Raw genomic sequence first — 23,996 nt, 5'->3', positions numbered from 1 at the left:
CCGGCCTGGCCAGGCCACCCGCGGTCCTGGTCCCTCCCAAGGAGATCGCGCGATGAGCGCCACCCGACGTTCGGTCCTCGCGGCCGCCCTGAGCCTGCCCTTCATCAATGCCGCCCGGGCCCAGGCCTATCCGGACCGGCCGATCCGCCTGTTCAGCCCCTATCCACCGGGCGCGACCAACGACAATACCGCCCGCACCATGTCCCAGGCGCTGACCAGGCGGCTGGGCCAGCCGGTGGTGGTGGAGAACCGCGCCGGGGCCGGCGGCGCCGTGGGGGCGCGGGCCGTCGCCGATGCGAAGCCGGATGGCTATAGCCTGCTGAACGCCTCTGCCTCGAACCTGACCATCGCGCCGCACCTGAACCGGGTGGGCTACGACCCGCTGAAATCCTTCGCCCCGGTCGCCATGGCCGGCGAGGCCTATAGCATCGTCGCGGTGAACCCCGACCTGCCGGTGAAGACGCTGGCGGAGCTGTTCGACTATGGCCGCCGCAACCCGGGGCTGTTGAACTATGCCTCGCCGGGGATCGGCTCGGTCAGCCACCTGCGGGGGGCCCTGCTGGCGGATGCCGGCGGCTACGACGCGGTGCATGTCCCCTTCCCCGGCAGCGCCGCAGCGGCGACCAGCACCCTGGCCGGCGATTGCCACATCATGATCGACCCGGCCGTCGCCCCCTATGTGGAAGCCGGGCAGTTGCGCGGGCTGGCCACGGTCGGCGCCGGCCGCTGGGATGCCTTCCCCGACCTGCCGAGCCTGGCCGAGCAGGGCGTCGGCGCGGATTGGCCGGGCAGCGGCTGGTTCGGCTGGGTCGCCCCGGCCGCCACGCCGGCCCCGGTTGTCGCGCGGCTGAACGAGGCGTTCAATGAGGCCCTGGCCGAGCCCGAGGTGGCGGCGGCGCTGCATCGCCTCGGCCTGCGGGTGGAGCCGATGACGCCGGAGGCGGTGGGCCAGCGGATCGCGGACGACCACGCCGCCGTCGGGCGCGCCCTGCGCCGGCTGCGGATCTCATAACGGGAGGCAAAGCCGAATGGCCCATGCGCTTGAATTCATCGGGATGATCTCGCATCGCGCGCAATCCGAGATTCATCCGCCACAGGGGCCGGTGATCGATCCCGCCTATATCCGCCGCTTCGCCAAGGCGCATGAGGACGCGGGCTTCGACCGGATCCTGGTGGCCTGGGGCAGCAACTCGCCCGATGCCCTGCTGGTGGCGGGGCAGGCCGCGGCGGCGACCAGCCGGATCGGCTTCATGGTGGCGCATCGGCCGGGCTTCATCGCGCCGACGGTCGCCGCCCGGCAATTCGCCACCTTCGACCAGCTTTCGGGCGGGCGCGCGGCGATCCATGTGATCAGCGGCGGCAGCACGACGGAGCAAAAGAAGGACGGCGACTTCCTGCCGCATGACGAGCGCTATGCGCGATCGGAGGAATATGTCGCGCTGCTGAAGCGCATGTGGACCAGCACCGCCCCCTTCGACCATGCCGGCAAGTACTACACGGTGGAGGGCGCCTTCTCCGACGTGAAGCCGCTGCAGCAGCCGCATATCCCGGTCTTCTTCGGCGGCTCCTCCGACGTGGCAATCGAGATTTCCGGCCGGCAGGCGGATGTCTATGCTTTCTGGGGAGAGACGCTGGAGCAGGCGCGGGACACCATCGCCCGGGTGCGGGCCAGCGTGGCCAGGGCCGGGCGGGACCCGGCCAGCATCCGCTTCAGCCTGTCCTTCCGCCCGGTGCTCGGCGATACCGAGGAGGCCGCCTGGGCACGGTCGCGGCGGATCATCGAGCGGATCAAGGACCTCCGCGGGGAGCGCTTCGGCAGCGGCAGCGCCAAGCCGGAGAGCGTAGGTTCCCAACGTCTGCTGGAAGCGGCAGCCGCCGGACCGGTGCAGGACAAGCGGCTCTGGACCGAGGTGGCCGCGGCCGTGGGCGCCGGGGCGAATACCACGGCGCTGGTCGGCACGCCGGAGCAGGTGGCGGAAAGCCTTGCCGCCTATCACGCGCTGGGGGTGACCACCTTCCTGATCCGCGGCTTCGATCCGCTGGAGGATGCGGTGGATTTCGGCCAGCGGCTCTTGCCGGCGGTGCGGGCGGCGGTGGCCGCGCCGGCGCTGGCCGCGGAATAGGCGAAGGCCCGGCTCGGCGCCCCTCTCAGCGGGAGGGGCCGCGTCGGTCGTCCACCCGGTTGAGGCGCGCTGGCTCCTCCATGGATTTGGCGCGGGCCGCCAGCACGGTTTGGATGCTCGTCATCAATTCCTCGGTGCCGAAGGGCTTCAGCAGACGGGCGGTCGGCCCCCCCAGGCCCCGCAGATCGGCCTCGTGCCGCCACTCGCCGAAGCCCGTCACCACGACCGCGGGCAGATGCGGGGTCTTGGCCCGCAATTCACGCAGGACCGAGCGTCCGTCGATCCCGTAGGTCAGGCCGATATCCGTGACGACCAGGGCCATGCGATCGAGCGAGGCCGCCGTGACAAGAGCCTCCTCGCCGCTGAATGCCATGATGACGTCGTAGCCGGCCTCGACGAGGATCTGCTCCAGCATCATGGCAATCACCACCTCGTCCTCGATGACCAGGACTTGTGGCCGTTGCGATGGGCCTCTGCAGGCTTCGTCCGGCATCTGGTCGTGCGGCGCCATCGACTCCCCTTTCGCAAGCCTGCGGCATCCGGCGCCACGATGACGGCCGCCGGATGCCAAGCCATCGCCAACAGCTTGGCCGTCAGCGCGAAATTACAACCCGTGATTGTGTGGGACGTATACTTTTTTTCGAGACTCCTGTCTCGAAGCCGGGAGGAGGCGTTCCGCCCCCCTCTGCTATTTCCCCTTGAAGACCGGCTTCCGCTTCTCGTTGAAGCTCTTGATTCCCTCGATCCGGTCTTCCGTCCCGACCAGGTGGTTGTAGGCCTCGATCTCGAAGCGCAGCGCCGTGCGGATATCCATCTGCAGGCCGAAATGGATGGATTTCTTCGCCTGGCGGACCGAGAGCGGCGCATTGCCGGCTATCGCCGTCGCCGTCTCCATCACCGCCGCCCAGAGCTCGCCCGGCTCGCAGACCCGGTTCAGGATGCCCCAGTCGCGGGCCTGCTCGGCGGTGAAGGGCTTGCCGGCGAGGATGATCTCCTTCGCCCGGCGCTCGCCCACCACCCGCGGCAAGGTCTGGGTGCCGCCGGCGCCCGGCATGATGCCGATGGTCACCTCCGTCAGGGCGAAGCGGGCGGTGCTGGCGCCATAGGCGAAGTCGCTGGCGAGGACCATCTCGAGCCCGCCGGCGAAGGCATGGCCGCTGACCGCGGCGATGATCGGGATGGGGCAGTCGAGCTGCTTCCAGAAGGCCCGCTCGAAGATCTCGTGCTGGCGCTTCCAGGCATCATCCGTCATGCCGTTGCGCTCCTTCAGGTCGCCGCCGCCACAGAAGGCGCGGTCCCCGGCCGCGGCGAAGATCACGCAGCGGATATCCCCGGCATCCTCGAACAGGCGCGACCAGATGGAATAGAGGTCGAGGCCCATCTGGGTATTCATCGCATTCGAGACCTGCGGCCGGTTCAGTCGGACCACCAGCACATGCGGCGCCGGGGTCTCTAGGCTGAGGGTCTCAAGCGGATCGAGGTTCATGGCGGGGTCTCCCTGAAAGGCGGCGGAGACTGAACGCCCGGGCCGCGGTTGTCAGCCCCCGGCCCCCGGGTCCAGTATCGCCCCAACAGCAAGCATCAAGGGAAGGGACCATCCATGGACCTGCGATTCACCCCCGAGGAGGTCGCCTTCCGCGAGGAAGTGCGGACCTTCATCGCCGAGAACCTGCCGCGCGAGATCAAGGAGCGCATGCGGCTCGGCCATCCGCCGCGCAAGCAGGACACCATCGCCTGGCAGCGCATCCTGAATGCCAAGGGCTGGGCCGCCTTCTCCTGGCCCGAGGAATGGGGCGGGCCGGGCTGGACCGCGATCCAGCGGATGATCTTCCTGGAGGAGAACCTGTCGGCGCCGGCGCCGGAGCTGCTGAGCTTCAACATCACCATGCTCGGCCCGGTGCTGGTGCAGTTCGGCACCCAGGCGCAGAAGGCGCGCTTCCTGCCGCGCGCCGCCAACCTCGACGACTGGTGGTGCCAGGGCTTCTCCGAGCCTGGCGCCGGCTCCGACCTCGCCAGCCTGCGGACGGCGGCGAAGAAGGAAGGCGACCATTATGTCGTCAACGGCCAGAAGATCTGGACCAGCACCGCGCACAACGCCGACTGGTGCTTCTGCCTGGTGCGGACCAATCCGCAGGCCTCCAAGCGCCAGGAGGGCATCTCCTTCCTGTTGATCGACATGAAGACGCCGGGGATCGAGGTCCGGCCGATCATCTCCATCGACGGCAGCCACCACCTGAACGAGGTCTTCTTCACCGATGTGAAGGTGCCGGTCGAGAACCTCGTCGGGGAGGAGAACAAGGGCTGGTCGGTCGCCAAGTACCTGCTCGGCAATGAGCGGACCGGCATTGCCCGGCTCGGCAAGTCGAAGGAGCGGGTGCGCTACGCCAAGGAGGTGGCGCGCGAGGTCCGCATGAACGGCAAGCCCCTCATCGAGGACCAGGCCTTCCGCACCCGCGTCGCCCAGCTTGAGATCGACATGAAGGCGCTGGAGATCACCCAGCTCCGGGTCATCTCGGCCTATGTGAAATCGGGCGGCAACAAGCCGGATCCGATCTCCTCGGTGCTCAAGATCAAGGGGACGGAGCTGCTGCAGAACAGCTCGGAGCTGGTGATGGATGTTGGCGGGCCGCAGGCCATGCCGGTCTGGCAGCGGGAGCTGGCGGCGCTGGCGAACGAGCCCGCCATCGGGCCGGACTGGGCGCCGCAGATGGCGCCGGCCTACCTGATGCTGCGGGCCGCCTCGATCTATGGCGGCACCAACGAGATCCAGAAGAACATCCTGAACAAAGCGGTGCTGGGGCTGTAATGGACTTCGATCTTACCGACGACCAGCGCCTGCTGACCGACAGCGTCACCCGCCTGCTGGGCAACGAATACGGCTTCGAGCAGCGCAAGGCGCTGCTGAAGACGGAAAACGGCTGGAGCGAGAAGCTCTGGGGCCAGTATGCCGAGCTCGGCCTGCTGGGCCTGCCGATCGCCGAGGATTTCGGCGGCTTCGGCGGTGGCCCCGTCGACATCATGCTGCTGATGCAGGCCTTCGGCCGGCATCTGGTGCTGGAGCCCTATCTGGCGACCGTCGTGCTGGGGGCCACCGCCATCAAGCTGGCCGGCAGCGCGGCGCAGCAGGAGGAGATCCTCTCCGGCATCGCCGCCGGCGAAACCAAGCTGGCCTTCGCGCACAGCGAGCGCCAGGCGCGCTACGACATGACCGACGTGCTGACCACGGCGAAGCCCAATGCCGGCGGCTTCATCCTCGAAGGCGCCAAGTCCGTGGTGCTGCACGGCGATTGCGCCGACAAGCTGGTGGTCAGCGCCCGCACCGCCGGCGACCGGGACGATGCGCGGGGCCTCTCGCTGTTCCTGGTGGATGGCAATGCCTCGGGCGTCGCCCGCCGCGGCTATACCCTGCGGGACGGCACGCGGGCGGCGGAGGTCTCCCTCTCCGGCGTGCAGGTGGGACGTGAGGCGCTGCTGGGCGAGCAGGACGAGGCCCTCGGTACCATCATCCGGGTGACGGAAGCCGGCATCGCCGCCACCGGGGCCGAGGTCATCGGCGCCATGGAGACGATGCAGGCCATGACGCTGGACTACCTCAAGACCCGCCAGCAATTCGGCAAGCCGATCGGCGAGAACCAAGCGCTGCAGCACCGCGCGGCGGAGATGCTGGTGGCGATGGAGCAGGGCCGGTCCATGGCCATGCTGGCGGCGATGATGGTGGACGAGCCGGATGCCGAAGAGCGCGCCCGGAACATCGCCATGGCCAAGGTCGGGGTCGGCCAGGCCGGGCGCTTCGTCTCGCAGAATGCGGTGCAGCTGCATGGCGGCATCGGCATGACGGAGGAATACGCCGTCGGGCACTTCTTCCGCCGCGTCATGGTGGTCGAGCACATGTTCGGCGACACCGCCTATCACCTCGACAAGCTGGCGGATCAGGTCGCGTGAGCGATGCGCTGCTGACGCCGTCCCGGCAGGTGATGGTCCGGCCGGACTGGCTGGACCAGACCAGGGAGGAGATCCTGGAGCCGGGGCTGCCGATCGTCGATCCGCACCACCACCTCTGGGACCATCCGGGGGAGCACTACTTCCTCGACGACCTGCTGCGGGACACCGCGACGGGCCACGACATCCGCGCCACCATCTTCGTGCAATGCGGCGCCATGTACCGCGCTGCGGGGCCGGAGGCGGAGAAGTCGCTCGGCGAGACGGAATTCGTCACCGGTGCGGCGGCGCAGGCTGCCACCGGCAAGTACGGCCCGACCCGCGCCTGTGCCGGGATCATCGGCATGGTGGACCTGACGCTCGGCGACCGGGTCGCGCCGCTGCTGGAGGCGCATCGGGCCATCGCCGGCCCGCGCTTCGTCGGCGTGCGCAACCGCACGGCCTGGAATGCCTCGCCGGAGATCCGCTCCAACCTCGTCGCGCCGCCGCCGGGGCCGCTCGAGAATCCCGCCATGGTCGCCGGGGCGAAGCGGCTGGCGGCGATGGGGCTGACGCTCGACGTCTGGGCCTATCACCCGCAGCTGCCGCTGGTGGCGGCGCTGGCCAGGGCGGTGCCGGAACTGACCCTGGTCATCGACCATGTCGGCGGGCCGCTCGGCGTCGGCCCCTATGCCGGCCGCCGGGCGGAGCTCTTCCCCGACTGGAAACGGGACATGCTGGCGCTCGCGGCGCTGCCGAATACGGTGGTGAAGCTGGGCGGGCTGGCGATGCAGGTGAACGGATTCGACTTCCACCACGCACCGAAGCCGCCCGGTTCCGCCATTCTGGCCGAGGCCTGGAAGCCCTATATCGAGACCTGCATCGAGGCCTTCGGCGCGCCGCGCTGCATGTTCGAAAGCAATTTCCCGGTCGACAAGGGCATGTGCAGCTATCCCGTGCTGTGGAATGCCTTCAAGCGGCTCGCCGCCGGGGCCGGCGCCGCCGAGAAGACGGCGCTGTTCAGCGGTACGGCGACGCGGGTCTATGGGCTGGATCGGATGCCGGCGGGGCTCGCGGTCGACCTCCGCTAGTCCGGCTGGATGCGTGCCCGCTGGATGACCGTGGCCCAACGCTCCGCATCGCTGCGGATCAGGCTGGCCAGGGCTTCCGGCGGCTCGTTCACCGGCTCGAGGCCCAGGGCGGCGACGCGTTCCGCCACCTCCGGCCTGGCCAGAACCTGACCCATGGCGGCATTCAGTCGGGCGATGACGGCCGGGTCGGTGCCGCGCGGTGCCACGATGCCATGCCAGCCGACCGCTTCGCCGCCCGCCATGCCCGCTTCGGCCAGGGTCGGCACCCCCGGCAGGCCCTGGGTGCGCGCGGCGGAGGAGACGAAGATGCCGCGCAGCCGCCCGGCGCGGACATGCTCGGTGACGGCACCGATGTTGATCAGCACGCCCTGCAAGGTACCGCCCAGCAGGTCGTTCACCGCCAGCGCGCCGCCGCGATAGGGAACATGGGTCCAGCGCACCTCGGCCGCCGCCTGGATCTGCTCCCCGAGCAGATGCGCCAGGCTGCCATTGCCCGGCGTGCCGACCGCGAAGGCGCCGCGCCGGGCAGCGGCGAGCACATCAGTGAGCGTCCGGGCGCCGCTATCCGCCCGCACCACCAGGATCTGCGGCACCCGCACCGCACGGGCCACCGGGGCGAAGCCCTCCACCGGGTCGAAGCCGAGGCCGGGGAAGAGCGTCTTGTTGATCGAGAGGCTGTCGGAGCCGGCGAGCAGGGTATAGCCATCCGGCTTGGCCCGCGACGCCGCCTCGTAGCCGATGTTGCTGCCGGCGCCGGGATGGTTCTCCACCACCACGTTCTGGCCCAGCGCATCGGTCAGGTGCCGCGCCAGCAGGCGGGCGACGATGTCCTGGCTGCCGCCGGCGGCCACCGGGACGATGATGCGGATGCTGCGCTCGGCCGGCCAGGGCGCCTGGGCCAGGGCGGGTCGGACCAGGGCGGGGCGGACCAGGGCGGCGGCGGCCAACAGCAGGGCGGTGCGGCGGAACATCACGCGACCTTCAATCGACGGCGCAGCAGGGACAGCGGCGCATCGGGGGAAAGGGCAGGCTGGTAGCCGATGCCGACGACCTTGCGGGCGGCGTCCCAGACCGCCGGGTCGGTGCCCTCGGCTACCTCCACCGTGCCGAAGCCGCAACGCAACAGCATGGCATAGTGGTCCGGGATGACATGGCCGGTGGCGCGAAGCTCCCCGCTGAAGCCATGGTACTCGCGCAGCGCCCGGCCTTGCGTGAAGGCGCGGCCATCCTTCGACTTCGGCAGCCGCAGGGCGATGAGCGAGAGCAGGCCGAGCAGCGGCGCGACCTCGGCCAGCGGGGTTTCCGGCGGCAGGGCCAGGCCGATCGGCGCATTGCGCCGGGCGAGCTCCACCGCATCGCGCCGCAGCCGCGGCAGGCTGAGGATCACCGGCCCATCCGGCAGCGCGGCCTCGTCATCGACGCTGATCCAGGGGTCGGGGCGCAGCGCGCCATCCTCAAGCAGCGGCATAAAGCGCCTCCTTGAAGGGAGCGGCGCCGACGCGGCGATAGGTATCGACGAAGCGCTCGCCCGGCGCCCGATGCGCGAGATGGGTCCGGATGATGGTCTCGATGGCATCGACGATCTCGTCATAGCCGAAGGCCGGGCCGATCAGCGTGCCGATGGCGGCGTCGTTGGTCGCCGAGCCGCCGAGGGTCACCTGATAGACCTCCTCGCCGCGCTTATCGACGCCGAGGATGCCGATATGCGCCACGTGGTGATGGCCGCAGGCATTGATGCAGCCGGAGATGTTGATGAAGCACGCGCCGATGTCGTGCTGCCGGTCGAGGTCGGCGAAGCGCTCCGAGATGCGCTGGGCGACGGGGATGCTGCGGGCCGTCGCCAGGGCGCAGTAGTCCATCCCCGGGCAGGCGATGATGTCGCTGATCAGCCCGATGTTCGGCGTCGCCAGCCCGTGCGCGCAAAGCCCCTGCCACAGCGCGTGCAGATCTTCCTGCCGGACATGCGGCAGGACCAGGTTCTGCACGTGGCTGACGCGGATCTCGCCGAAGGAATGGCGCTCCGCGAGATCCGCCACCGCCTCCATCTGCGCCGCGCTGGCGTCGCCGGGGATGCCGCCGATCGGCTTGAGGGAGATGGTGACCGAGGCATAGCCGGGCTGCTTGTGCGGCCGCACGCTGGCGCGGGCCCAGGCGGCGAAGCCCGGGTCCTGCGGCAGCGGCTGGTCCTGCAGCCGGGCGAAGGGCGGCGGGGCGAAATGCGCGGCGATGGCGGCGACGATCGCCGGGTCCAGCCGGTACTTCTGCGGCGGCATCTGCGCATATTCCGCATCGACCAGTCGGCGGAACTCCTCGCCCAGGTCGCGCACCAGGATCTTGATGCGGGCGCGGTAGATGTTGTCGCGTTCGCCGAGCGCATTATAGACGCGGAGGATCGCCTCCATGCGGCCGAGGAACTCCGCCTCCGGCACGAAGTCGTACAGCTTGCGGCCGATCAGCGGGGTGCGGCCGAGGCCGCCGCCGACATGGATCTCGAAGCCGACCTCGCCCTGCGCGTTGCGCTTCGCTGCCACGCCGATGTCATGCACGAGCGAGGCGACGCGGTCGCTCGGGCTGCCGGTGATGGCGAATTTGAACTTGCGCGGCAGCCAGGTGAATTCCGGATGCAGGGTCGACCACTGCCGCAGGATCTCGGCATAGACGCGGGGGTCCACCACCTCGTCCGGGGAGGCACCGGCGTATTCGTCCGTGGTGACGTTGCGGATGCAATTCCCGCTGGTCTGGATGGCGTGCATGTCCACCTCGGCCAGCGCCTCCAGCATCTCCGGCACGTCCTCCAGCTTCGTCCAGTTGAACTGGATGTTCTGCCGGGTGGTGAAATGGCCGAAGCCGCGGTCCCAGCGACGGGCAATCAGCGCCAGCTGGCGCAGCTGCGGCGCATTCAGCACGCCATAGGGGATGGCGACGCGCAGCATATAGGCATGCAGCTGGAGGTAGAGGCCGTTCATCAGCCGCAGCGGCTTGAATTCATCCTCGGTGAGGTCGCCGGCCAGGCGGCGGTCGATCTGGCCGCGGAACTCGGCGATGCGCTCGGCGAGGAATTCCCGGTCGATCGCGTCGTAGCGATAGGTGCGGGCGAAGGGCGGAATGACGGTCGCATTCATGCTCAGGCCGCCTCGGCATCGATGCTGGGGCCGGTCACCCGCAGCCGTTCGCGATACTTCGCCGGCAGGCCATCGGGGCCGAGCTCCACGGCATAGACCCCGACGACACGCTGCTGCCGTTCCCCCTGCCGGGCCAGCTCCAGCCCATCCGTGGCGGCCTCGGGTGCGAAGCGGCAGGCGGCGGCGAGGTCGCCGACCCAGCTCCCCTCGGCGCCAAGCCAGGCGACCCGGCCATCGCGCAGCCCGTTGCCGGTGAATACCACGGGGGAGGTGGCCGGCCGGGCCTTCGCCTTGCTGCTCATCGGATGTCTCCGGCGGATTTTGCACAGTGATTGCCGCGCATTTAGATTATTAACCACGCACCAACAAGGGTATATCTTCCAGCCGACACGAGCCGGAAATTACGCCTCATGAATGTGGATTACATGTCTGCCCTGGCGACGGGCGATGCCCCGGCGCCGGGCGAGGTCTGGCTGGTCGGCGCCGGGCCGGGCGACCCGGGCCTGCTGACGCAGCGTGCCGCCAGCGCGCTGGCCCGGGCCGATCTCGTGCTGCACGATGCCCTGCCCGGCCGCGCCATGCTGCGGCTGGTCCGTCCCGGCGCCGGCATCGTCCCGGTCGGCAAGCGCAAGGGCCTGGCGCCGCTGCCGCAGGCGAAGATCAATGCCCGGCTGGTGGCCGGGGCAAGGGCCGGCCTGCGGGTGGTGCGGCTGAAGGGCGGCGATCCCTTCCTGTTCGGCCGCGGCGGCGAGGAAGCCGAGGCCCTGGCCGCCGCCGGCATTCCCTGGCGGGTGATCCCCGGCGTCACCGCGGGCACGGCCGCGCCGGCCGCCGCCGGCATTCCCCTCACCCATCGGGGCGTCGCCAGCGCCGTCACCTTCGTGACCGGCCACGACGCGACGGGAGCATTGCCGGACAGCCTCGACTGGGACGCGCTGGCGCGGGCCGGCGGCACCATCGCCGCCTTCATGGCCGCCTCGAAGCTGGATGAGATCGCGCTGCGGCTCATCGCCGCCGGCAGGTCGCCGGCCACCCCGGTGGCGATCGTCGCCCAGGCCTCGCTGCCCGGCCAGGCGGTGCTGCGGACCACCCTCGGGCAATGCACGCTGGATGCCCGCCGCGCCGGGCTGCCGACGCCGGCGCTGGTGGTGATCGGCGAGGTCGTGGGCCTGGCCGCGGCGCTATGGCCGACGGAGGCAGCGGCGTCCCGCCTGCGGCGCGCCTGAGCGGCCGATCAGCCGGCGCGCTTGCCCGGCCGGACCAGCACGCTCAGCCGGGCGCCGCGGCCATTGCCGCTGCCCCATTCCGTCCGGGTCGCCAATTGCCGGGCGAGGCCGTCGATCATCCGCATGCCGGTCCCGCCGGAGCGTTCCAGCGGCAGCCCCCTGCCGTCGTCCCAAAGGGTCAGGCGCACCGCGCCCCCCCGGGCGGATTCGAGCCGCAGGCCGATGGTGCCTTCGGACTCGCCGGGAACGCTGCCGAAGGCGTACTTCAGGCTGTTGGTGATGAACTCGTTCACCATCAGGCCCAGCGGCGCGGCCTGCTCCGGTGAGACGGTCATGTCCTTGACCTCCAGCACCAGGCGGACGCGGGTGCGGTCCTCCTCATGGAAGCGCAGCAGCGTGCCGGCCACCTCGGCCAGATAGGCGCCGAGATCGACCCGGTCCACCTCGCCGCTCACGTAGAGCTTGTCGTGCAGCAGGCGCAGCGCATCCACCCGCTGGCTGACGGCGCGCAGCGCCTCCCGCGTTTCCGCCTCCGTCGCCCGGCGAAGCTGGAGCTGCACCAGGCCGACGATGACCTGCAGGTTGTTCTTCACCCGATGCTGCAATTCGCGCAGCAGCCGCTCGTTGTCGCCCGCCCGGGTGCGGACCTCGTCATCCGCCCGCAGCCTCTCGACCGCAGCGGCCAGCATATTGGCATAGGTGCGCAGGAAGCTGACGTCATCGGTGGAGAAATGCCTGGGCCGCCGGCTGTCCACCTCCAGCACGCCATAGGGTGGACGGCCGTCGGCACCGATGACGACGACATTCACCAGGGACTTCACCCCGTGCTCCAGCACGAATTCGGGAATGGCGAAGCGATCCTCCGCCGCCACATCGGGGCAGACCACCGGGTCGCCGGTGGCGAGCGCATGACCTTCGGAGGAGCCCTCATCCGCGTTCAGGCTCACCTCGCCCACCACGCCGGGCTCCCAGCCGACGCCGGCGCGGACCAGCAAGGTGCTGCCATCCAGCCTCAGTTCCAGGACCTTGGCCAAGCTGGTCCCCAGGCCCTCCGCCACCATGCGGCAGGCCTCGTGCAAAATCTCCTCCAGGTCATCGGACCGCAGGGCCAATTCGCCGAAGCGTGCCAGGGCAGTCTGCTGGGCCAGCAGGCGGACGCGGCTTTGCTCTGTCGTATCATCGTCCATGGACGCCCTACGCGCGGGCCGGGGCACGGGTTCCGCGTCCAGGCTGCAACAGGCTAGGGTGGCAGGGTGATATCCTTACCAGGCTACCTGAAGCCGGCCCTCGCCGGAGCAGCCGCCACGGCGGCCGGCAATGGGCTGGCGCGCTTCGCCTATGTGCCGCTGTTCCCGGCCATGGTCACGGCCGGCTGGGTGGATGGCGGCCAGGCCGGCACCTTGGGGGCCGCGGCGCTGCTCGGCTACCTCATCGGCACCCTGGCGGGGCGGCCGGTGGCGCGGCGGCTCGGCGTGCCGGGATTGCTCGACCTCGGCATGGCGCTGGTGGTCATCGCGCTGGCCGCCTGCGCCTGGCATGGCGGATTCCTCTGGCTGCTCGGCTGGCGGACCATGGCCGGCGTGGCCGGTGGCTTGCTCATGGCCCTCGCCGGGCCGGCGACCCAGGCCAGCGTGCCGCCAGCCCGGCGCGGGACGGCGGGCGGGCTGGTGATCGCCGGCGTCGGCATCGGCATCGCCACCGGGGCGGTCGCGGTCCCTTCGCTGCTTGGCGCCGGGATCTCGGCCACCTGGCTGGGGCTGGCGGCGCTGGTCGCGCTGCTCTGGGCCTTCGCCCATCCGCATTGGCCGCGCATGGCGCTGACCGGCATGGCGGCGGAGCGGCTCGACCCGGCGCTGCGCGGCCCGGCCCGCCTGCTGACCCTGACCTATGCGCTGCATGCCGCGGGGATGGTGCCGCCGATGGTCTATCTGGCGGATCTCGCGGCCCGCGGCCGCGGCCTTGGCGTCGGGATCGGCGCGGCGACCTGGCTGGTCTTCGGCCTGGCCGGCATGGCGGGGGGCATCTTCTCCGGCCGCGCGACCGACCGGCTGGGCGGCCGCGCCACCCTGCGGCTCTGGCTGCTGATCCAGGCGGTGGCCCTGGCCCTGGCCCTGCCGCCCTGGGCCGGGCTGGTGCTGCCGGCGGCGGCGGCCTCCGGCTTCGCGGCGGTGGGCGTCACCACCGTCACCCTCACCGTGGGGCGGGAGATCGCCGGGCTGCAGGCGACCGCGCTCTGGGTGCAATGCACCGCTGCCTTCGCGGTGATGCAGACGCTGGTGGGCTTCGGCCTCGCCGCCGTCTTCGCCGCGACCGGGGAAAGCCATGCCGCGGTCTTCGCGGCGGGGCTGGCCTTCTCCGTCGCCGCCTTCGGGACCGCCCTGCTGCTGGCACGCCAAGCAAAGCCATAATTCGGCGCTAGCCTGCAGGCCTACCTGGCCGGGAGCCCTGTCATGCGTCGCGCCTTGCTGCTTGCCACCTGCCTGACCGGCTTCCCCGCATTTGCGCCCGCCTGGGCCGATGAACTGCCGGTCCGCGCCGTCACCCTCTCCAATGCCGGGCTGGTGCAGATCGAACGCAGCGGCAGCCTCGCCCCCGAGGCCAGCATCACCTTCCGCGCCCCGGTCGAGGACGTGGACGACGTCCTCAAGACCCTCATGCTGCGCGATGCCGGCGGCGGCGTGGTCGAGGGGCTGCGGCTGCCGGCGCAGGACCTGGAGGCGGAAGCCTTCCGCGGCCTGCCGCTGCGCCCCGCGGATTTCGAGAACCGCGCCACCCTGCTGCGGGCGCTGCGCGGCCATCCGGTCCAGGCCGGTGGCGCGACCGGGCGCCTCGCCGATGCCGAGGAGGCCGAGGCCGGGCTGCGGGTCTCGCTCATCACGCCGCAGGGCCTCCGGCTGGTGGTGCTGCGGGAGGGCGAGGAGGTGCAGCTCGGCGATGCCACGCTGGCCGCGCGCATCGCCCGGGCGGCGGAGGCGCTCGCCGCCGCCCGCACTGCGGATGAGCGGCAGATCGAGATCCGCCTGCGCGGCGCCGGCGCGGCGCGGGAGGTGGGCTTCGCCACCGTCACCGGCGCGCCGCTCTGGAAACCCTCCTGGCGGCTGATCCTGCCGGAGGGCAAAGGCGTGGCGCGGCTGCAGGGCTGGGCGGTGGTCGAGAACCGATCCGGGGCGGATTGGGAAGGGGTGCGGCTGTCCCTCGTCTCAGGCAATCCGGCGGCCTATCGCCAAGCGCTCTATACCCCCATCCGGGTGGATCGGCCGGAGCTGCCGGTGCGGGCGGCGGAGCAGATCCGGGTGGAGGCGGATACCGGCCCGCGCCCGGCCCCGCCGCCGCCCATGGCCGCCATGGCCCCGGCACCCCGGATGCTGCGGCAGGCCGAGGCCGAGGCCGCCCCCCGCTTCAGCGACCAAGTGGCGGCGGTGCCGGCGGCGACCGCGGTCAGCTCCGCCGGCCGGGTCGCCTTCACCCTGCCCGGCCCAGTCACCATCCGCGGCGGCGAGACCGCCAACCTGCCCTTCCTCGATGCCAGCCTGCCGACCGAACGCGTCTGGTGGGTGCAGGACCTCGCCGCGCGCAACCCGCTGAACGCGGTGCGGCTGCGCAATGCCAGCGGCCAGACCCTGCCGGATGGGCTGGCCGCGGTCTTCGGCGCGGATGGGGCGGAGGCCGGGGCCTATCTCGGCGACGCCGAGTTGCGCGCGGTGGCCCCCGATGACCAGCGCCTCCTGGCCTTCGCCCGCGACCGCGACGTGCAGATCTCCAGCGCCTCCTCCGCCGGCGAAAGCCCGGTGAAGGTCGAGTTCCGCCGCGGCGTGGTGATCATCGGCACCCTGCGGCGGGAGGAGGTGGCCCTGGCCATCGACCCGCGTGGCGCCAAGGGCCGGCTGGTGGTGGACCTGCCGCGGCGGCCCGGCGCGCAGCCCCGCTTCAGCGTCGCCGCCGAGGGCGACTTCGGACTACGTCACGAGGCCATGCTGGACGGCAAGCCGGCGACCCTGCGCTTCGGCTTCGAGCGCGAGGGCCGGCAGGAGGCGCCACTCTTCGATGCCGGACTGGGCGACCCGGTGCTGCTGCGCTGGCGGGACCTCGACCTGGAACAGAGCCAGCGTCGCCTGCCCGGCGGCCCCGGCAGCGTGGAGAGCCTGCGCGCCGTGCTGGAGCGGCTGCCGGCGGATGCACCCGGTCGGGCGCGGCTGGAAGGCGTGGTGGCGGGGCTGGTCGAGGCGCGGCGATTGCTGGATGCGGCGCGCGGCGCGATCCGTAGCTATGCAGCAGCGGAGGCGGTGCTGGCCCGGGCCCGCGCCGCAGCGGAGGACCGGACCGGGCCGGAGCGGGAGGAGGCACGGCGGCGGCTGAACCAGGCCAGCCTGGCGGCCGAACGGGCCGGCGGCGTGGCCGATGCTGCCTGGGACGCCTGGCAAAGGGCGGCAGGCGAGGTCATCGGCCGGACCGGCTAACGCCCCCCCCTGAAGGGAAGGAGGCTGGCCTTAAGCCGGCAAGTCGCCAGGTGGCGATGTCAGGGCGGCTATCGTTGCCAATTTGCAAAAGGGCCTCGCCCGGCTTTGCAACGCCGGGTTGTACACAAAGAGCCGATTTCGGGTATACTTCCCTGCTCACCAAAGCCCAAGGCGCGCGGACTGCCCATGAATTCCCTCCCAGGCAAGGCCGCGGCTTGGGCCCTTGACCCAGCGCCACCGGAAACCATGGGGCCGCCGGCGACCCGGCCGGGCCGGCGGCCCCGCAGCCTACGCTGGATCGTGCTGGCAGGGGCCGCCGTCGCCGTCTCCACGGCGCTGAGCGCGGCGGTGCTGCTGACGCATCTGCATCGTCGCACCATGGCGGATGCCGAGCGGGAGCTGACCAACCTTTCCCTCGTGCTGGCCAATTATACCGAGAATACCTTCCGCTCCGTCGAATTGCTGCAGACCGGCCTGGTCGAGATGATCGAGGCCCTGGGACTGGAAAGCACCGAGCAGTTCAACGAGACCCTGGCGACCCAGGCGGTGAACCAGGATCTCCGCGCCCGCATCCTGGCGCTGCCGCAGATCGAGGCGCTGTTCCTGACCAATGCGGATGGCCAGACCATCGCCTCCACCCGCGCCTGGCCGCAACCGATCTTCTCCATCGCCGACCGGCCGCATTTCCGCATGCTGCGGGACAATCCCGGGCTGCGCAGCTACCTGGCCCCGCCGGCCCGGAACGTGCAGACCGGCACCTGGAACATCTACCTGACCCGGCGGCTGACGACGCCGGAGGGCCACTTCCTCGGCATCGTCGGCATCGGGCTCAGCCTCAGCCAGTTCGAGCAATTCCTCGGCCGCATCGCCCTCGGCCGCAATGGCTCCATCTCGCTCTGGCGGCGGGACGGGATCCTGATGGCGCGCTGGCCACAGGCGCCCGAGAGCATCGGCCAGCCGACCCCGAACGGCCAGCTCACCTTTCCGCAGCTCCTGGCGGAGCATGACAGCGGCACCGCGCTCGGCACCAGCGCCGTGGATGGGCAGGAAAGGTTGATCACCGCGCGGGCGCTGGAAGGCTATCCGGTGGTGGTCACGGTGACCCGCAGCCTGACCGAGATCCTGGCGCTCTGGCGCCGGCAGGCCGGCTATACCATCGTCGGCGCCGGCCTGCTGGTGACGGTGATCATCGGCGCGGTGCTGCTGAGCCTCCGTCAGCTGCGCAACCAGGAGATGCTGGAGCAGGCGCGGACCGAGCTGCGCATCCTCGAGGAGCAGCGGCGGAGCGAGGCGCAGATCGCGCATCTGGCGCATCATGATTCGCTGACCGGCCTGGCCAACCGCATCCTGCTGCGGACCCGGCTGGATGCGGCGGTGGCGCGGGCGCAGCGCGGCGAGGCCTGTGCCGTGCTCTGCCTCGACCTCGATCACTTCAAGGACGTGAACGACACGCTGGGGCATCCGGTCGGCGACCGGCTGCTGCAGGCAGTGACGGAACGCATTCTCGCGGAGGTGCGGGACCAGGATACGGTGGCGCGGCTGGGCGGCGACGAATTCGCCATCGTGCAGATCGGCGTGCGGCATCCGCGCGGCGCCGCCACCCTGGCGCAGCGGCTGGTCGAGACCCTGGGGGCGCCCTTCGACCTCGATGGCCATCACGTCATCGTCGGGGTCAGCATCGGCATCGCGGTCGCGCCCGAGGATGGGCCGGACCCTGACCAGCTGCTGCGGAATGCGGACATGGCGCTCTATCGCGCAAAGGCGGCCGGCCGCGGCGCCTTCCGCTTCTTCGAGCCGGAGATGAACAACTACGCGCAGCTCCGCCGCAGCCTGCAGATCGACCTGCGGCGGGCGATCGAGGCGCATGAATTCGAGCTCTTCTACCAGCCGCAGGTCCGGCTGCAGACGCGGCGCATCAGCGGCTTCGAATCCCTGCTGCGCTGGCGCCACCCGGAACGTGGGCTGGTGATGCCGGAACGCTTCATCCCGCTGGCGGAGGAGACGGGGCTGATCGTCTCCCTCGGCGAATGGGCCCTGCGGGAGGCCTGCCGCGTGGCCGCTGGCTGGCCGGGCCGGGAGAAGGTGGCGGTCAACCTCTCCCCCGTGCAATTCGCCAGCGCACGGCTGGTGGCGGCCGTTTCGGAAGCGCTGGAGCATTCCGGCCTGGACCCGGCGCAGCTGGAGCTGGAGATCACCGAGACGGTGATGCTGCGCGATACCGAGGCAACCCTTGCGACCCTGCACCGGCTGAAGGCGCTGGGGGTCTCCATCGCCCTCGATGACTTCGGCACGGGCTATTCCTCGCTGGGCTATCTGCAGCGCTTCCCCTTCGACAAGGTGAAGATCGACAAGAGCTTCGTGAAGAACCTGGCGGAGACGCGGACCAGCGGCGCTATCGTCCGCGCCATCGTCAGCCTCTGCACTGCGCTGGACATGTCGACGACGGCCGAGGGCGTGGAGACCGAGGCGCAATACCTGGCCCTGGCGGCCTTGGGCTGCACCGAGGCGCAGGGCTACCTGTTCAGCCAGCCCTGCCCGGCCGCGGACCTTTCCACCCTGATCCAGAGGTTCTGAAGGCGGCTTCATCGGCGGGACGCAGCACGATAGGGTGGCGTCAATCCGATGGGAAGGAAGCTCCATGCCGATCACCCGGCGCGGCTTGGCCGCGACCACTGCGCTTGCGATCCCTGCCCTTGCCGGCGCGCCGCTTGCGATGGCCCAGGGCGCCTGGCCGAACCGGCCGCTGCGGCTGGTCATCCCCTTCCCGCCCGGCGGCACCACGGATATCCTCGCCCGCTTCATCGCCCCGCCGCTGGCCGCGGCGCTGGGCCAATCGGTGGTGATCGAGAACCGCAGCGGCGGCGCCGGCGCGGTGGGCGTGGTGGAGACGCTGCGGGCGGCGCCCGATGGCTATACCTTCTGCATCACCATCAGCACCCTGATCACCGCGGCGCTGCTGACCCGCCAGCCCTACCATCCGGTGAACGACGTCACCCCCATCCTGCACCTGGCCAACGTCGCCAATATCCTGGTGGTGAACAAGGCGCTGCCGGTGCATTCGGTGGCGGAGCTGATCGCCTATGGCAAGGCCAACCCGGGCAAGCTGGCCTATGGCTCGCCGGGCATCGGCACCTCGGTGCATCTCTCGGGCGAGATGTTCAAGCAGGCGACGGGGATCGACATGGTCCATGTTCCCTATCGCGGCGGCGGGCCGGCGCTGACCGACCTCGTCGGCGGGCAGCTGCAGCTGATGTTCGGCAATGCCAGCTCCACCCTCCCCTTCGTGCGCGGCGACCAGGTGCGGGCGCTGGCGGTGACGTCGGCGACGCGGCAGGCCTATGCGCCGGAGCTGCCGACCATCGCCGAGGCGGCGATCCCCGGCTTCTCGGTCGCCGAGTGGTACGCGGTGATCGGCCCGGCGGGCATGCCCGCCCCGGTGGCCGACCGGCTGAACCGGGAGATCCTGGCGATCGTCGGCACGCCGGAAGGCCGCGCCAAGCTGCTCGACCTCGGCTCCGAGATCGTCGGCGGCAGCCCGGCCGATTTCGGTGCCTTCCTGCGCGAGGACATGACCCGGACCGAGGCGCTGATCCGCAGCGCCAATATCCGGGCGGAGTAGCTACGGCCGCTCCACCCGGGCCGCGCAATACTTGAAGCCGGGGATCTTGCCGAAGGGATCGAGCTGCGGATTGGTCAGCAGGTTGGCCGCCGCTTCCCGATAGGCGAAGGGGATGAAGACCACCGTCTCCGGCAGGCCGGGGTCGGCGCGGGCGGTGAGCTCCACCGCGCCGCGCCGGGTGGCGACGCGCAGCCGGTCCCCGGCCGCCACCCCCAGGCGGCGCAAGGTGGCGGGCGCGAGGGAGGCGGTGGGGCCGGGCTCCAGCGCATCCAGCACCCCGGCGCGGCGGGTCATGGCGCCGGTATGCCAATGCTCCAGCAGCCGACCGGTGGTCAGCACGAAGGGCCAATCGGCATCGGGCAATTCGGCCGGGTCCGACAGGCCGGCGGGGACGAGGCGGGCGCGGCCGGTCGCGGTGGGGAAGGACTCGGCGAAGACGATGCCCTGGCCGGGCGCATCCGGCGCATGGCAGGGATAGGTCACGCTCCCCTCCCGCTCCAGCCGCTCCCAGGTGATATTCGCCAGGCTGGGCATGGCATGCGCCATCTCGGCGAAGACCGCGCGCGGATGCGGATAGGTCCAGTCGAGACCCAGCCTTTGCGCCAGCTCGATGATGATGCCGAGGTCCTGCCGCGCCTCCCCCGGCGGCGCCACCGCGGCGCGGCCCATCTGCACCTGGCGATTGGTATTCGTCACCGTGCCGTCCTTCTCCGGCCAGGCGGAGGCCGGCAGCACCACATCGGCGAGCACCGCGGTCTCGGTCAGGAACAGGTCCTGCACCACGAGGTGGTCGAGCGCCGCCAACGCCGCCCTTGCATGCGCGACATCGGGGTCGGACATCGCGGGGTTCTCCCCCATCACGTACATTCCGCGGATCTCGCCCCGCTCCGCCGCCTGCATGATCTCGACGACGGTGAGACCCGGCGCCGGGTCGAGCGAGGCGCCCCAGAGCTCCTCCAGGAAGACCCGCGTCGCGGCATCGCCGGTGCGGTGGTAGTCGGGAAACATCATCGGGATCAGCCCGGCATCCGAGGCGCCCTGGACGTTGTTCTGCCCGCGCAGGGGATGCAGCCCGGCCCCCGGCCGCCCCACCTGGCCGCAGAGCAGCGCCAGCGCCATCAGCGCCCGGGTATTGTCGGTACCATGGACCGATTGGCTGATGCCCATCCCCCAGAGGATCAGCGCCGAACCCGCCCCGGCATAGAGCCGCGCGACCCGGCGGATCTGCGCCGCCGGGACGCCGCAAATCGGCGCCATCGCCTCCGGCGCATAGCCGGCCAGATGCGCCTGCAGCGCCTCCAGCCCATCGACCCGGGCGGCGACGAATTGCGCGTCGTAGAGCCCTTCGGTCACCACGACATGCAGCAGGGCATTCAGCAGCGCGACGTCCTGGCCGGGCGAGAAGCGCACCACCTCCTCGGCGAAGCGGTCGAGCCCGGTGCCGCGCGGGTCCATGACGATCAGCCTGGCGCCGCGCGCAGCGGCCTCCTTCAGGAAGGTGGCGGCGACCGGGTGGTTCTCGGTCGGCCGGGCGCCGATGACCAGCAGCACATCCGCCTCGGCCGCGGCCATGAAGGGGGCGGTGACGGCGCCGCTGCCGATGCCCTCCAGCAGGGCGGCGACGCTGGCGGCGTGGCAGAGCCGGGTGCAGTGGTCGACGTTGTTGGTGCCGAAGCCGGCGCGGACCAGCTTCTGGAACAGGTAGGCTTCCTCGTTCGAGCCCTTGGCGCTGCCGAAACCGGCGAGCGCCTGCGGCCCGCTGCCGTCGCGGATCGCCAGCAGGCCATCGGCGGCCAGCGCCATGGCCTCCTCCCAGCTCGCCTCGCGGAACTTGGCGCGGGCGGCGCGCGGGTCCAGGCAATCGGCGGGGTCCTTCGGGGCGATGCGGATCAGCGGCCGGGTCAGCCGGTCCGGGTGCCGCAGGTAGTCGAAGCCGAAGCGGCCCTTCACGCAGAGCCGGCCCTGGTTGGCGGGCCCGTCGCGGCCGACGACTTCCTCGATCCGTCCGTCCCGCGTGCGGAAGCCAAGCTGGCAGCCGACGCCGCAATAGGGGCAGACGCTGGCGACCTCCGCCTCCGGCGGCGCGGCGCGGCGGCCCTCGGCCACGACGGACTTCGGCAGCAGTGCCCCAGTCGGGCAGGCCTGCACGCATTCGCCGCAGCCAACGCAGGAGGAAGCGCCCATCGGGTCCAGCAGGTCGAAGGCGACGGTCACGCCGATGCCGCGGCCGCCGAGGCCGATGACGTCGTTGTGCTGCACCTCGCGGCAGGCCCGCTCGCACAGCCCGCATTGGATGCAGGCATCGAGCTGCACCGCCATGGCGGGGTGCGAGAGATCGGCCGCGGGCCGCGCCGCCTCGGACGCGAAGCGGGAGGTGGTGAGGCCGATATGCCGCGCCCAGCGGGCGAAATTGCCCCCGCGGTCGCGCGCCTCGGCCTCCGGCATATCGGCCAGCAGCAGTTCGAAGACCATGCGGCGGGCGCGGGCGGCACGGTCGCTGGCGGTGCTCACCACCATCCCCGGCACCGGCTGCCGCATGCAGGAGGCGGCGAGGACGCGTTCCCCGGCGACCTCGACCAGGCAGGCGCGGCAATTGCCGTCGGGGCGATAGCCGGGCTGCGGCAGGTGGCAGAGATGCGGGATCTCGGTGCCGAGCCGGGTGGCGGCGGCCCAGATCGTCTCGCCGGGCGTGGCCTCGACCTCGAGCCCATCCAGGATGAAGCGGGTCATGGGACCTGTCCGGGAAAGAAGCGCAGCAGGCTGCGGACCGGGTTCATCGCCGCCTGGCCGAGCCCGCAGATCGAGCCATCGGCCATGGCCTGGGCCAGTTCCTCCAGCAATGGCTTGTCCCAGACGGGCGCGGCCAGCAGCGCCGCGGCCTTGGCGGTGCCGACGCGGCAGGGCGTGCATTGGCCGCAGCTTTCGTCGCGGAAGAAGCCGAGTAGGTTGCGCGCCGCCATCGCCGGGTCATCCGCCTCCCCCAGCACCACCACGGCGGCCGAGCCGATGAAGCAGCCCTGGGCCTCCAGGCTGCCGAAGTCGAGCGGCAGGTCGCCCAGCGCGGCCGGCAGGATGCCGCCCGAGGCACCGCCCGGCAGGTAGCCGGAGAAACGATGGCCGGGCGCCATGCCGCCGGAGAATTCCTCGATCAGCTCGCGCGCGGTGACGCCGGCCGGGGCCAGCTTCACCCCCGGCTCGCGCACCCGGCCGGAGACGGAGAAGAAGCGCTGGCCGCTGCGGCCGCGCCGCCCGGCGGCGGCATAGCGGGCCGCGCCATCCGGCGAGCCCAGGATCTCCGGCAGCCACCACAGGGTCTCCACGTTGTGGATCAGGGTCGGACGGCCGAAGAGGCCGGACTGGCCGGGAAAGGGCGGCTTGTGGCGGGGATAGCCGCGGCGGCCCTCCAGGCTTTCCAGCAGCGCGGTCTCCTCGCCGCAGATATAGGCGCCGGCACCGCGGCGGAGGTGCACCGGCATCGGCAGCAGCCCGGCGGCGTCCAGCGCGGCAAGCGCGGCCTCCAGCAGGTGCCGGATATGCGGGTATTCGTCCCGCAGGTAGAACCAGCAGGCCTCGGCGCCGATGGCCATTGCCGCGAGCAGCATGCCCTCCAGCACCCGGTGCGGGTCGGTCTCCAGGCAATGGCGGTCCTTGAAGGTGCCGGGCTCGCCCTCGTCGGCATTCACGACGAGGTGGCGCGGACCGGGATGGGCGAGCACCGCCTGCCACTTGCGGGCGACCGGAAAGCCGGCGCCGCCGAGGCCGCGCAGGCCGGAGGTGGCCAGCGCCGCGAGCATCGCCTGCAGGCCCGGCGCTGCACCGTAGCCGCCACGGGCGCGATAGACGGCAAGGTCCGGCGCCGGCAGGGGCGACGGGACATCCCCGGCGATCGCCGCCGCGACGGCGGCGGGGGTGGCATGCTCCACCAGCGCATGGCCGATGGCGCAGGCCGGGGCGCGATGGCAGGCCCCCATGCAGGGCACCGGCACGACCCGCGTATCCGCCGGCGGATCGGCCTGCAGCCTCGCCAGCAGCGCCCCGCCACCCGCCATGGCGCAGGGCAGGCCCTGGCAGACCCGCAGGGTATTGGTTGGCAGGGCCGGCGCCGCATCGGCCAGGATGTCGAAATGGGCGTAGAAGCTGGCGGTCTCGAAGACCTCCACCGGCGCCACCCGCAGCAATGCGGCCAGCGCCACCAGATGGCCCTCGCGCAGGCAGCCCTCCCGGTCCTGCAGGCGATGCAGATGCTCGATCAGCAGGTCCCGCCGCGGCACCTGGCCCGCCAGGGCGGCGAGCACCGCGGCCGTCGCCTCCGGCGTGGCAGTGCGGCCGCGCGGGCCGGGGCGCGGCGGGCGCAGGCCCTTGCGGGAATTCGGGTCAGGCAGCAGCGGAGCATTCATGGCGAGCGGATTTCCACGCGGCGGCCGACGAAGGGCGGGCTCT

19 protein-coding genes are annotated in these 23,996 nt (G+C 71.3%); 10 read left to right on the top strand and 9 right to left on the bottom strand.

Features of this window, described 5'->3' with window-relative positions; translation table 11 throughout:
* Positions 1-52: 52 nt before the first annotated feature.
* Together AC0IW9_RS09965 and AC0IW9_RS09960 are read left to right on the top strand one after the other, a co-directional pair.
* A complete protein-coding gene (locus AC0IW9_RS09965; RefSeq protein ID WP_471648078.1) occupies positions 53-1,012 on the top strand; it encodes a Bug family tripartite tricarboxylate transporter substrate binding protein in 960 nt (319 codons plus the stop codon).
* Between the two features lie 16 nt (positions 1,013-1,028).
* Complete coding sequence (locus tag AC0IW9_RS09960) at positions 1,029-2,123, top strand: LLM class flavin-dependent oxidoreductase (RefSeq protein WP_471648077.1); 1,095 nt, start codon at positions 1,029-1,031, stop codon at positions 2,121-2,123.
* A 25-nt stretch (positions 2,124-2,148) separates the two neighbouring features.
* On the opposite strand, the gene AC0IW9_RS09955 is transcribed toward AC0IW9_RS09960, so the two are convergent.
* Positions 2,149-2,634 carry a response regulator transcription factor gene (locus AC0IW9_RS09955; RefSeq protein WP_471648076.1) on the bottom strand — a complete coding sequence of 162 codons (486 nt, stop codon included), beginning with the start codon at positions 2,632-2,634 and terminating at the stop codon, positions 2,149-2,151.
* 177 nt (positions 2,635-2,811) lie between these two features.
* A complete protein-coding gene (locus tag AC0IW9_RS09950; RefSeq protein WP_471648075.1) occupies positions 2,812-3,609 on the bottom strand; it encodes an enoyl-CoA hydratase/isomerase family protein in 798 nt (265 codons plus the stop codon).
* Positions 3,610-3,723: 114 nt separating this feature from the next.
* On the opposite strand from AC0IW9_RS09950, the gene AC0IW9_RS09945 reads away from it, so the two are divergent.
* Genes AC0IW9_RS09945 through AC0IW9_RS09935 form a run of 3 tightly spaced genes read left to right on the top strand, consistent with a single transcriptional unit; the run spans position 3,724 to position 7,132 of the window.
* Positions 3,724-4,929: an acyl-CoA dehydrogenase family protein gene (locus tag AC0IW9_RS09945; RefSeq protein WP_471648074.1), complete on the top strand. Its 1,206-nt coding sequence runs from the start codon at positions 3,724-3,726 to the stop codon at positions 4,927-4,929.
* Positions 4,929-6,065, top strand: coding sequence for an acyl-CoA dehydrogenase family protein (locus tag AC0IW9_RS09940; protein ID WP_471648073.1), 1,137 nt, complete (start codon positions 4,929-4,931; stop codon positions 6,063-6,065). Before AC0IW9_RS09945 ends, AC0IW9_RS09940 begins: the two co-directional genes overlap by 1 nt.
* Positions 6,062-7,132: an amidohydrolase family protein gene (locus tag AC0IW9_RS09935; protein ID WP_471648072.1), complete on the top strand. Its 1,071-nt coding sequence runs from the start codon at positions 6,062-6,064 to the stop codon at positions 7,130-7,132. The genes AC0IW9_RS09940 and AC0IW9_RS09935 overlap by 4 nt, the downstream gene beginning before the upstream one ends.
* Here AC0IW9_RS09935 and AC0IW9_RS09930 read toward each other — a convergent pair.
* Genes AC0IW9_RS09930 through AC0IW9_RS09915 form a run of 4 tightly spaced genes read right to left on the bottom strand, consistent with a single transcriptional unit; the run spans position 7,129 to position 10,556 of the window.
* Positions 7,129-8,103: a Bug family tripartite tricarboxylate transporter substrate binding protein gene (locus AC0IW9_RS09930; protein WP_471648071.1), complete on the bottom strand. Its 975-nt coding sequence runs from the start codon at positions 8,101-8,103 to the stop codon at positions 7,129-7,131. The two genes, AC0IW9_RS09935 and AC0IW9_RS09930, sit on opposite strands and share 4 nt — an antisense overlap.
* Entirely contained in the window at positions 8,103-8,600 is a 498-nt protein-coding gene (locus AC0IW9_RS09925; protein ID WP_471648070.1) for a DUF934 domain-containing protein, read from the bottom strand. Before AC0IW9_RS09925 ends, AC0IW9_RS09930 begins: the two co-directional genes overlap by 1 nt.
* Positions 8,587-10,260: a nitrite/sulfite reductase gene (locus AC0IW9_RS09920; protein WP_471648169.1), complete on the bottom strand. Its 1,674-nt coding sequence runs from the start codon at positions 10,258-10,260 to the stop codon at positions 8,587-8,589. Before AC0IW9_RS09920 ends, AC0IW9_RS09925 begins: the two co-directional genes overlap by 14 nt.
* Positions 10,257-10,556: a DUF2849 domain-containing protein gene (locus tag AC0IW9_RS09915; RefSeq protein ID WP_471648168.1), complete on the bottom strand. Its 300-nt coding sequence runs from the start codon at positions 10,554-10,556 to the stop codon at positions 10,257-10,259. Before AC0IW9_RS09915 ends, AC0IW9_RS09920 begins: the two co-directional genes overlap by 4 nt.
* Before the next feature lie 108 nt (positions 10,557-10,664).
* Between AC0IW9_RS09915 and cobA the strand changes: the two genes are divergently transcribed.
* On the top strand, positions 10,665-11,480 hold the full coding sequence (gene cobA / locus AC0IW9_RS09910; RefSeq protein WP_471648069.1) for a uroporphyrinogen-III C-methyltransferase: 816 nt from the start codon (positions 10,665-10,667) through the stop codon (positions 11,478-11,480).
* A gap of 8 nt (positions 11,481-11,488) precedes the next feature.
* Here cobA and AC0IW9_RS09905 read toward each other — a convergent pair whose 3' ends face one another.
* Positions 11,489-12,667 (bottom strand): sensor histidine kinase, encoded by a 1,179-nt coding sequence (locus AC0IW9_RS09905; protein WP_471648068.1) that lies wholly within the window; start codon positions 12,665-12,667, stop codon positions 11,489-11,491.
* Between the two features lie 66 nt (positions 12,668-12,733).
* Here AC0IW9_RS09905 and AC0IW9_RS09900 point away from each other — a divergent pair, with 66 nt between their 5' ends.
* From AC0IW9_RS09900 to AC0IW9_RS09885, 4 genes are all read left to right on the top strand, one after another.
* Positions 12,734-13,888 carry a YbfB/YjiJ family MFS transporter gene (locus AC0IW9_RS09900; RefSeq protein WP_471648067.1) on the top strand — a complete coding sequence of 385 codons (1,155 nt, stop codon included), beginning with the start codon at positions 12,734-12,736 and terminating at the stop codon, positions 13,886-13,888.
* A 42-nt stretch (positions 13,889-13,930) separates the two neighbouring features.
* On the top strand, positions 13,931-15,937 hold the full coding sequence (locus tag AC0IW9_RS09895; protein ID WP_471648066.1) for a DUF4139 domain-containing protein: 2,007 nt from the start codon (positions 13,931-13,933) through the stop codon (positions 15,935-15,937).
* Positions 15,938-16,183: 246 nt separating this feature from the next.
* Positions 16,184-18,511: a putative bifunctional diguanylate cyclase/phosphodiesterase gene (locus AC0IW9_RS09890; protein ID WP_471648065.1), complete on the top strand. Its 2,328-nt coding sequence runs from the start codon at positions 16,184-16,186 to the stop codon at positions 18,509-18,511.
* Positions 18,512-18,575: 64 nt separating this feature from the next.
* Positions 18,576-19,556: a Bug family tripartite tricarboxylate transporter substrate binding protein gene (locus AC0IW9_RS09885; protein WP_471648064.1), complete on the top strand. Its 981-nt coding sequence runs from the start codon at positions 18,576-18,578 to the stop codon at positions 19,554-19,556.
* Here the strand turns inward: AC0IW9_RS09885 and fdhF are convergent, their stop codons facing one another.
* Positions 19,557-22,286, bottom strand: a complete 2,730-nt coding sequence (gene fdhF / locus AC0IW9_RS09880; RefSeq protein ID WP_471648063.1) for a formate dehydrogenase subunit alpha — start codon at positions 22,284-22,286, stop codon at positions 19,557-19,559.
* Complete coding sequence (locus AC0IW9_RS09875; RefSeq protein WP_471648062.1) at positions 22,283-23,953, bottom strand: NADH-ubiquinone oxidoreductase-F iron-sulfur binding region domain-containing protein; 1,671 nt, start codon at positions 23,951-23,953, stop codon at positions 22,283-22,285. Before AC0IW9_RS09875 ends, fdhF begins: the two co-directional genes overlap by 4 nt.
* Between the last annotated feature and the right edge of the window lie 43 nt (positions 23,954-23,996).

Source organism: Belnapia sp. AC561 (genome assembly GCF_979252845.1).
The sequence above is the reverse complement of the archived record's forward strand: the minus strand, read 5'-3'. Positions and strand labels throughout refer to the sequence as shown.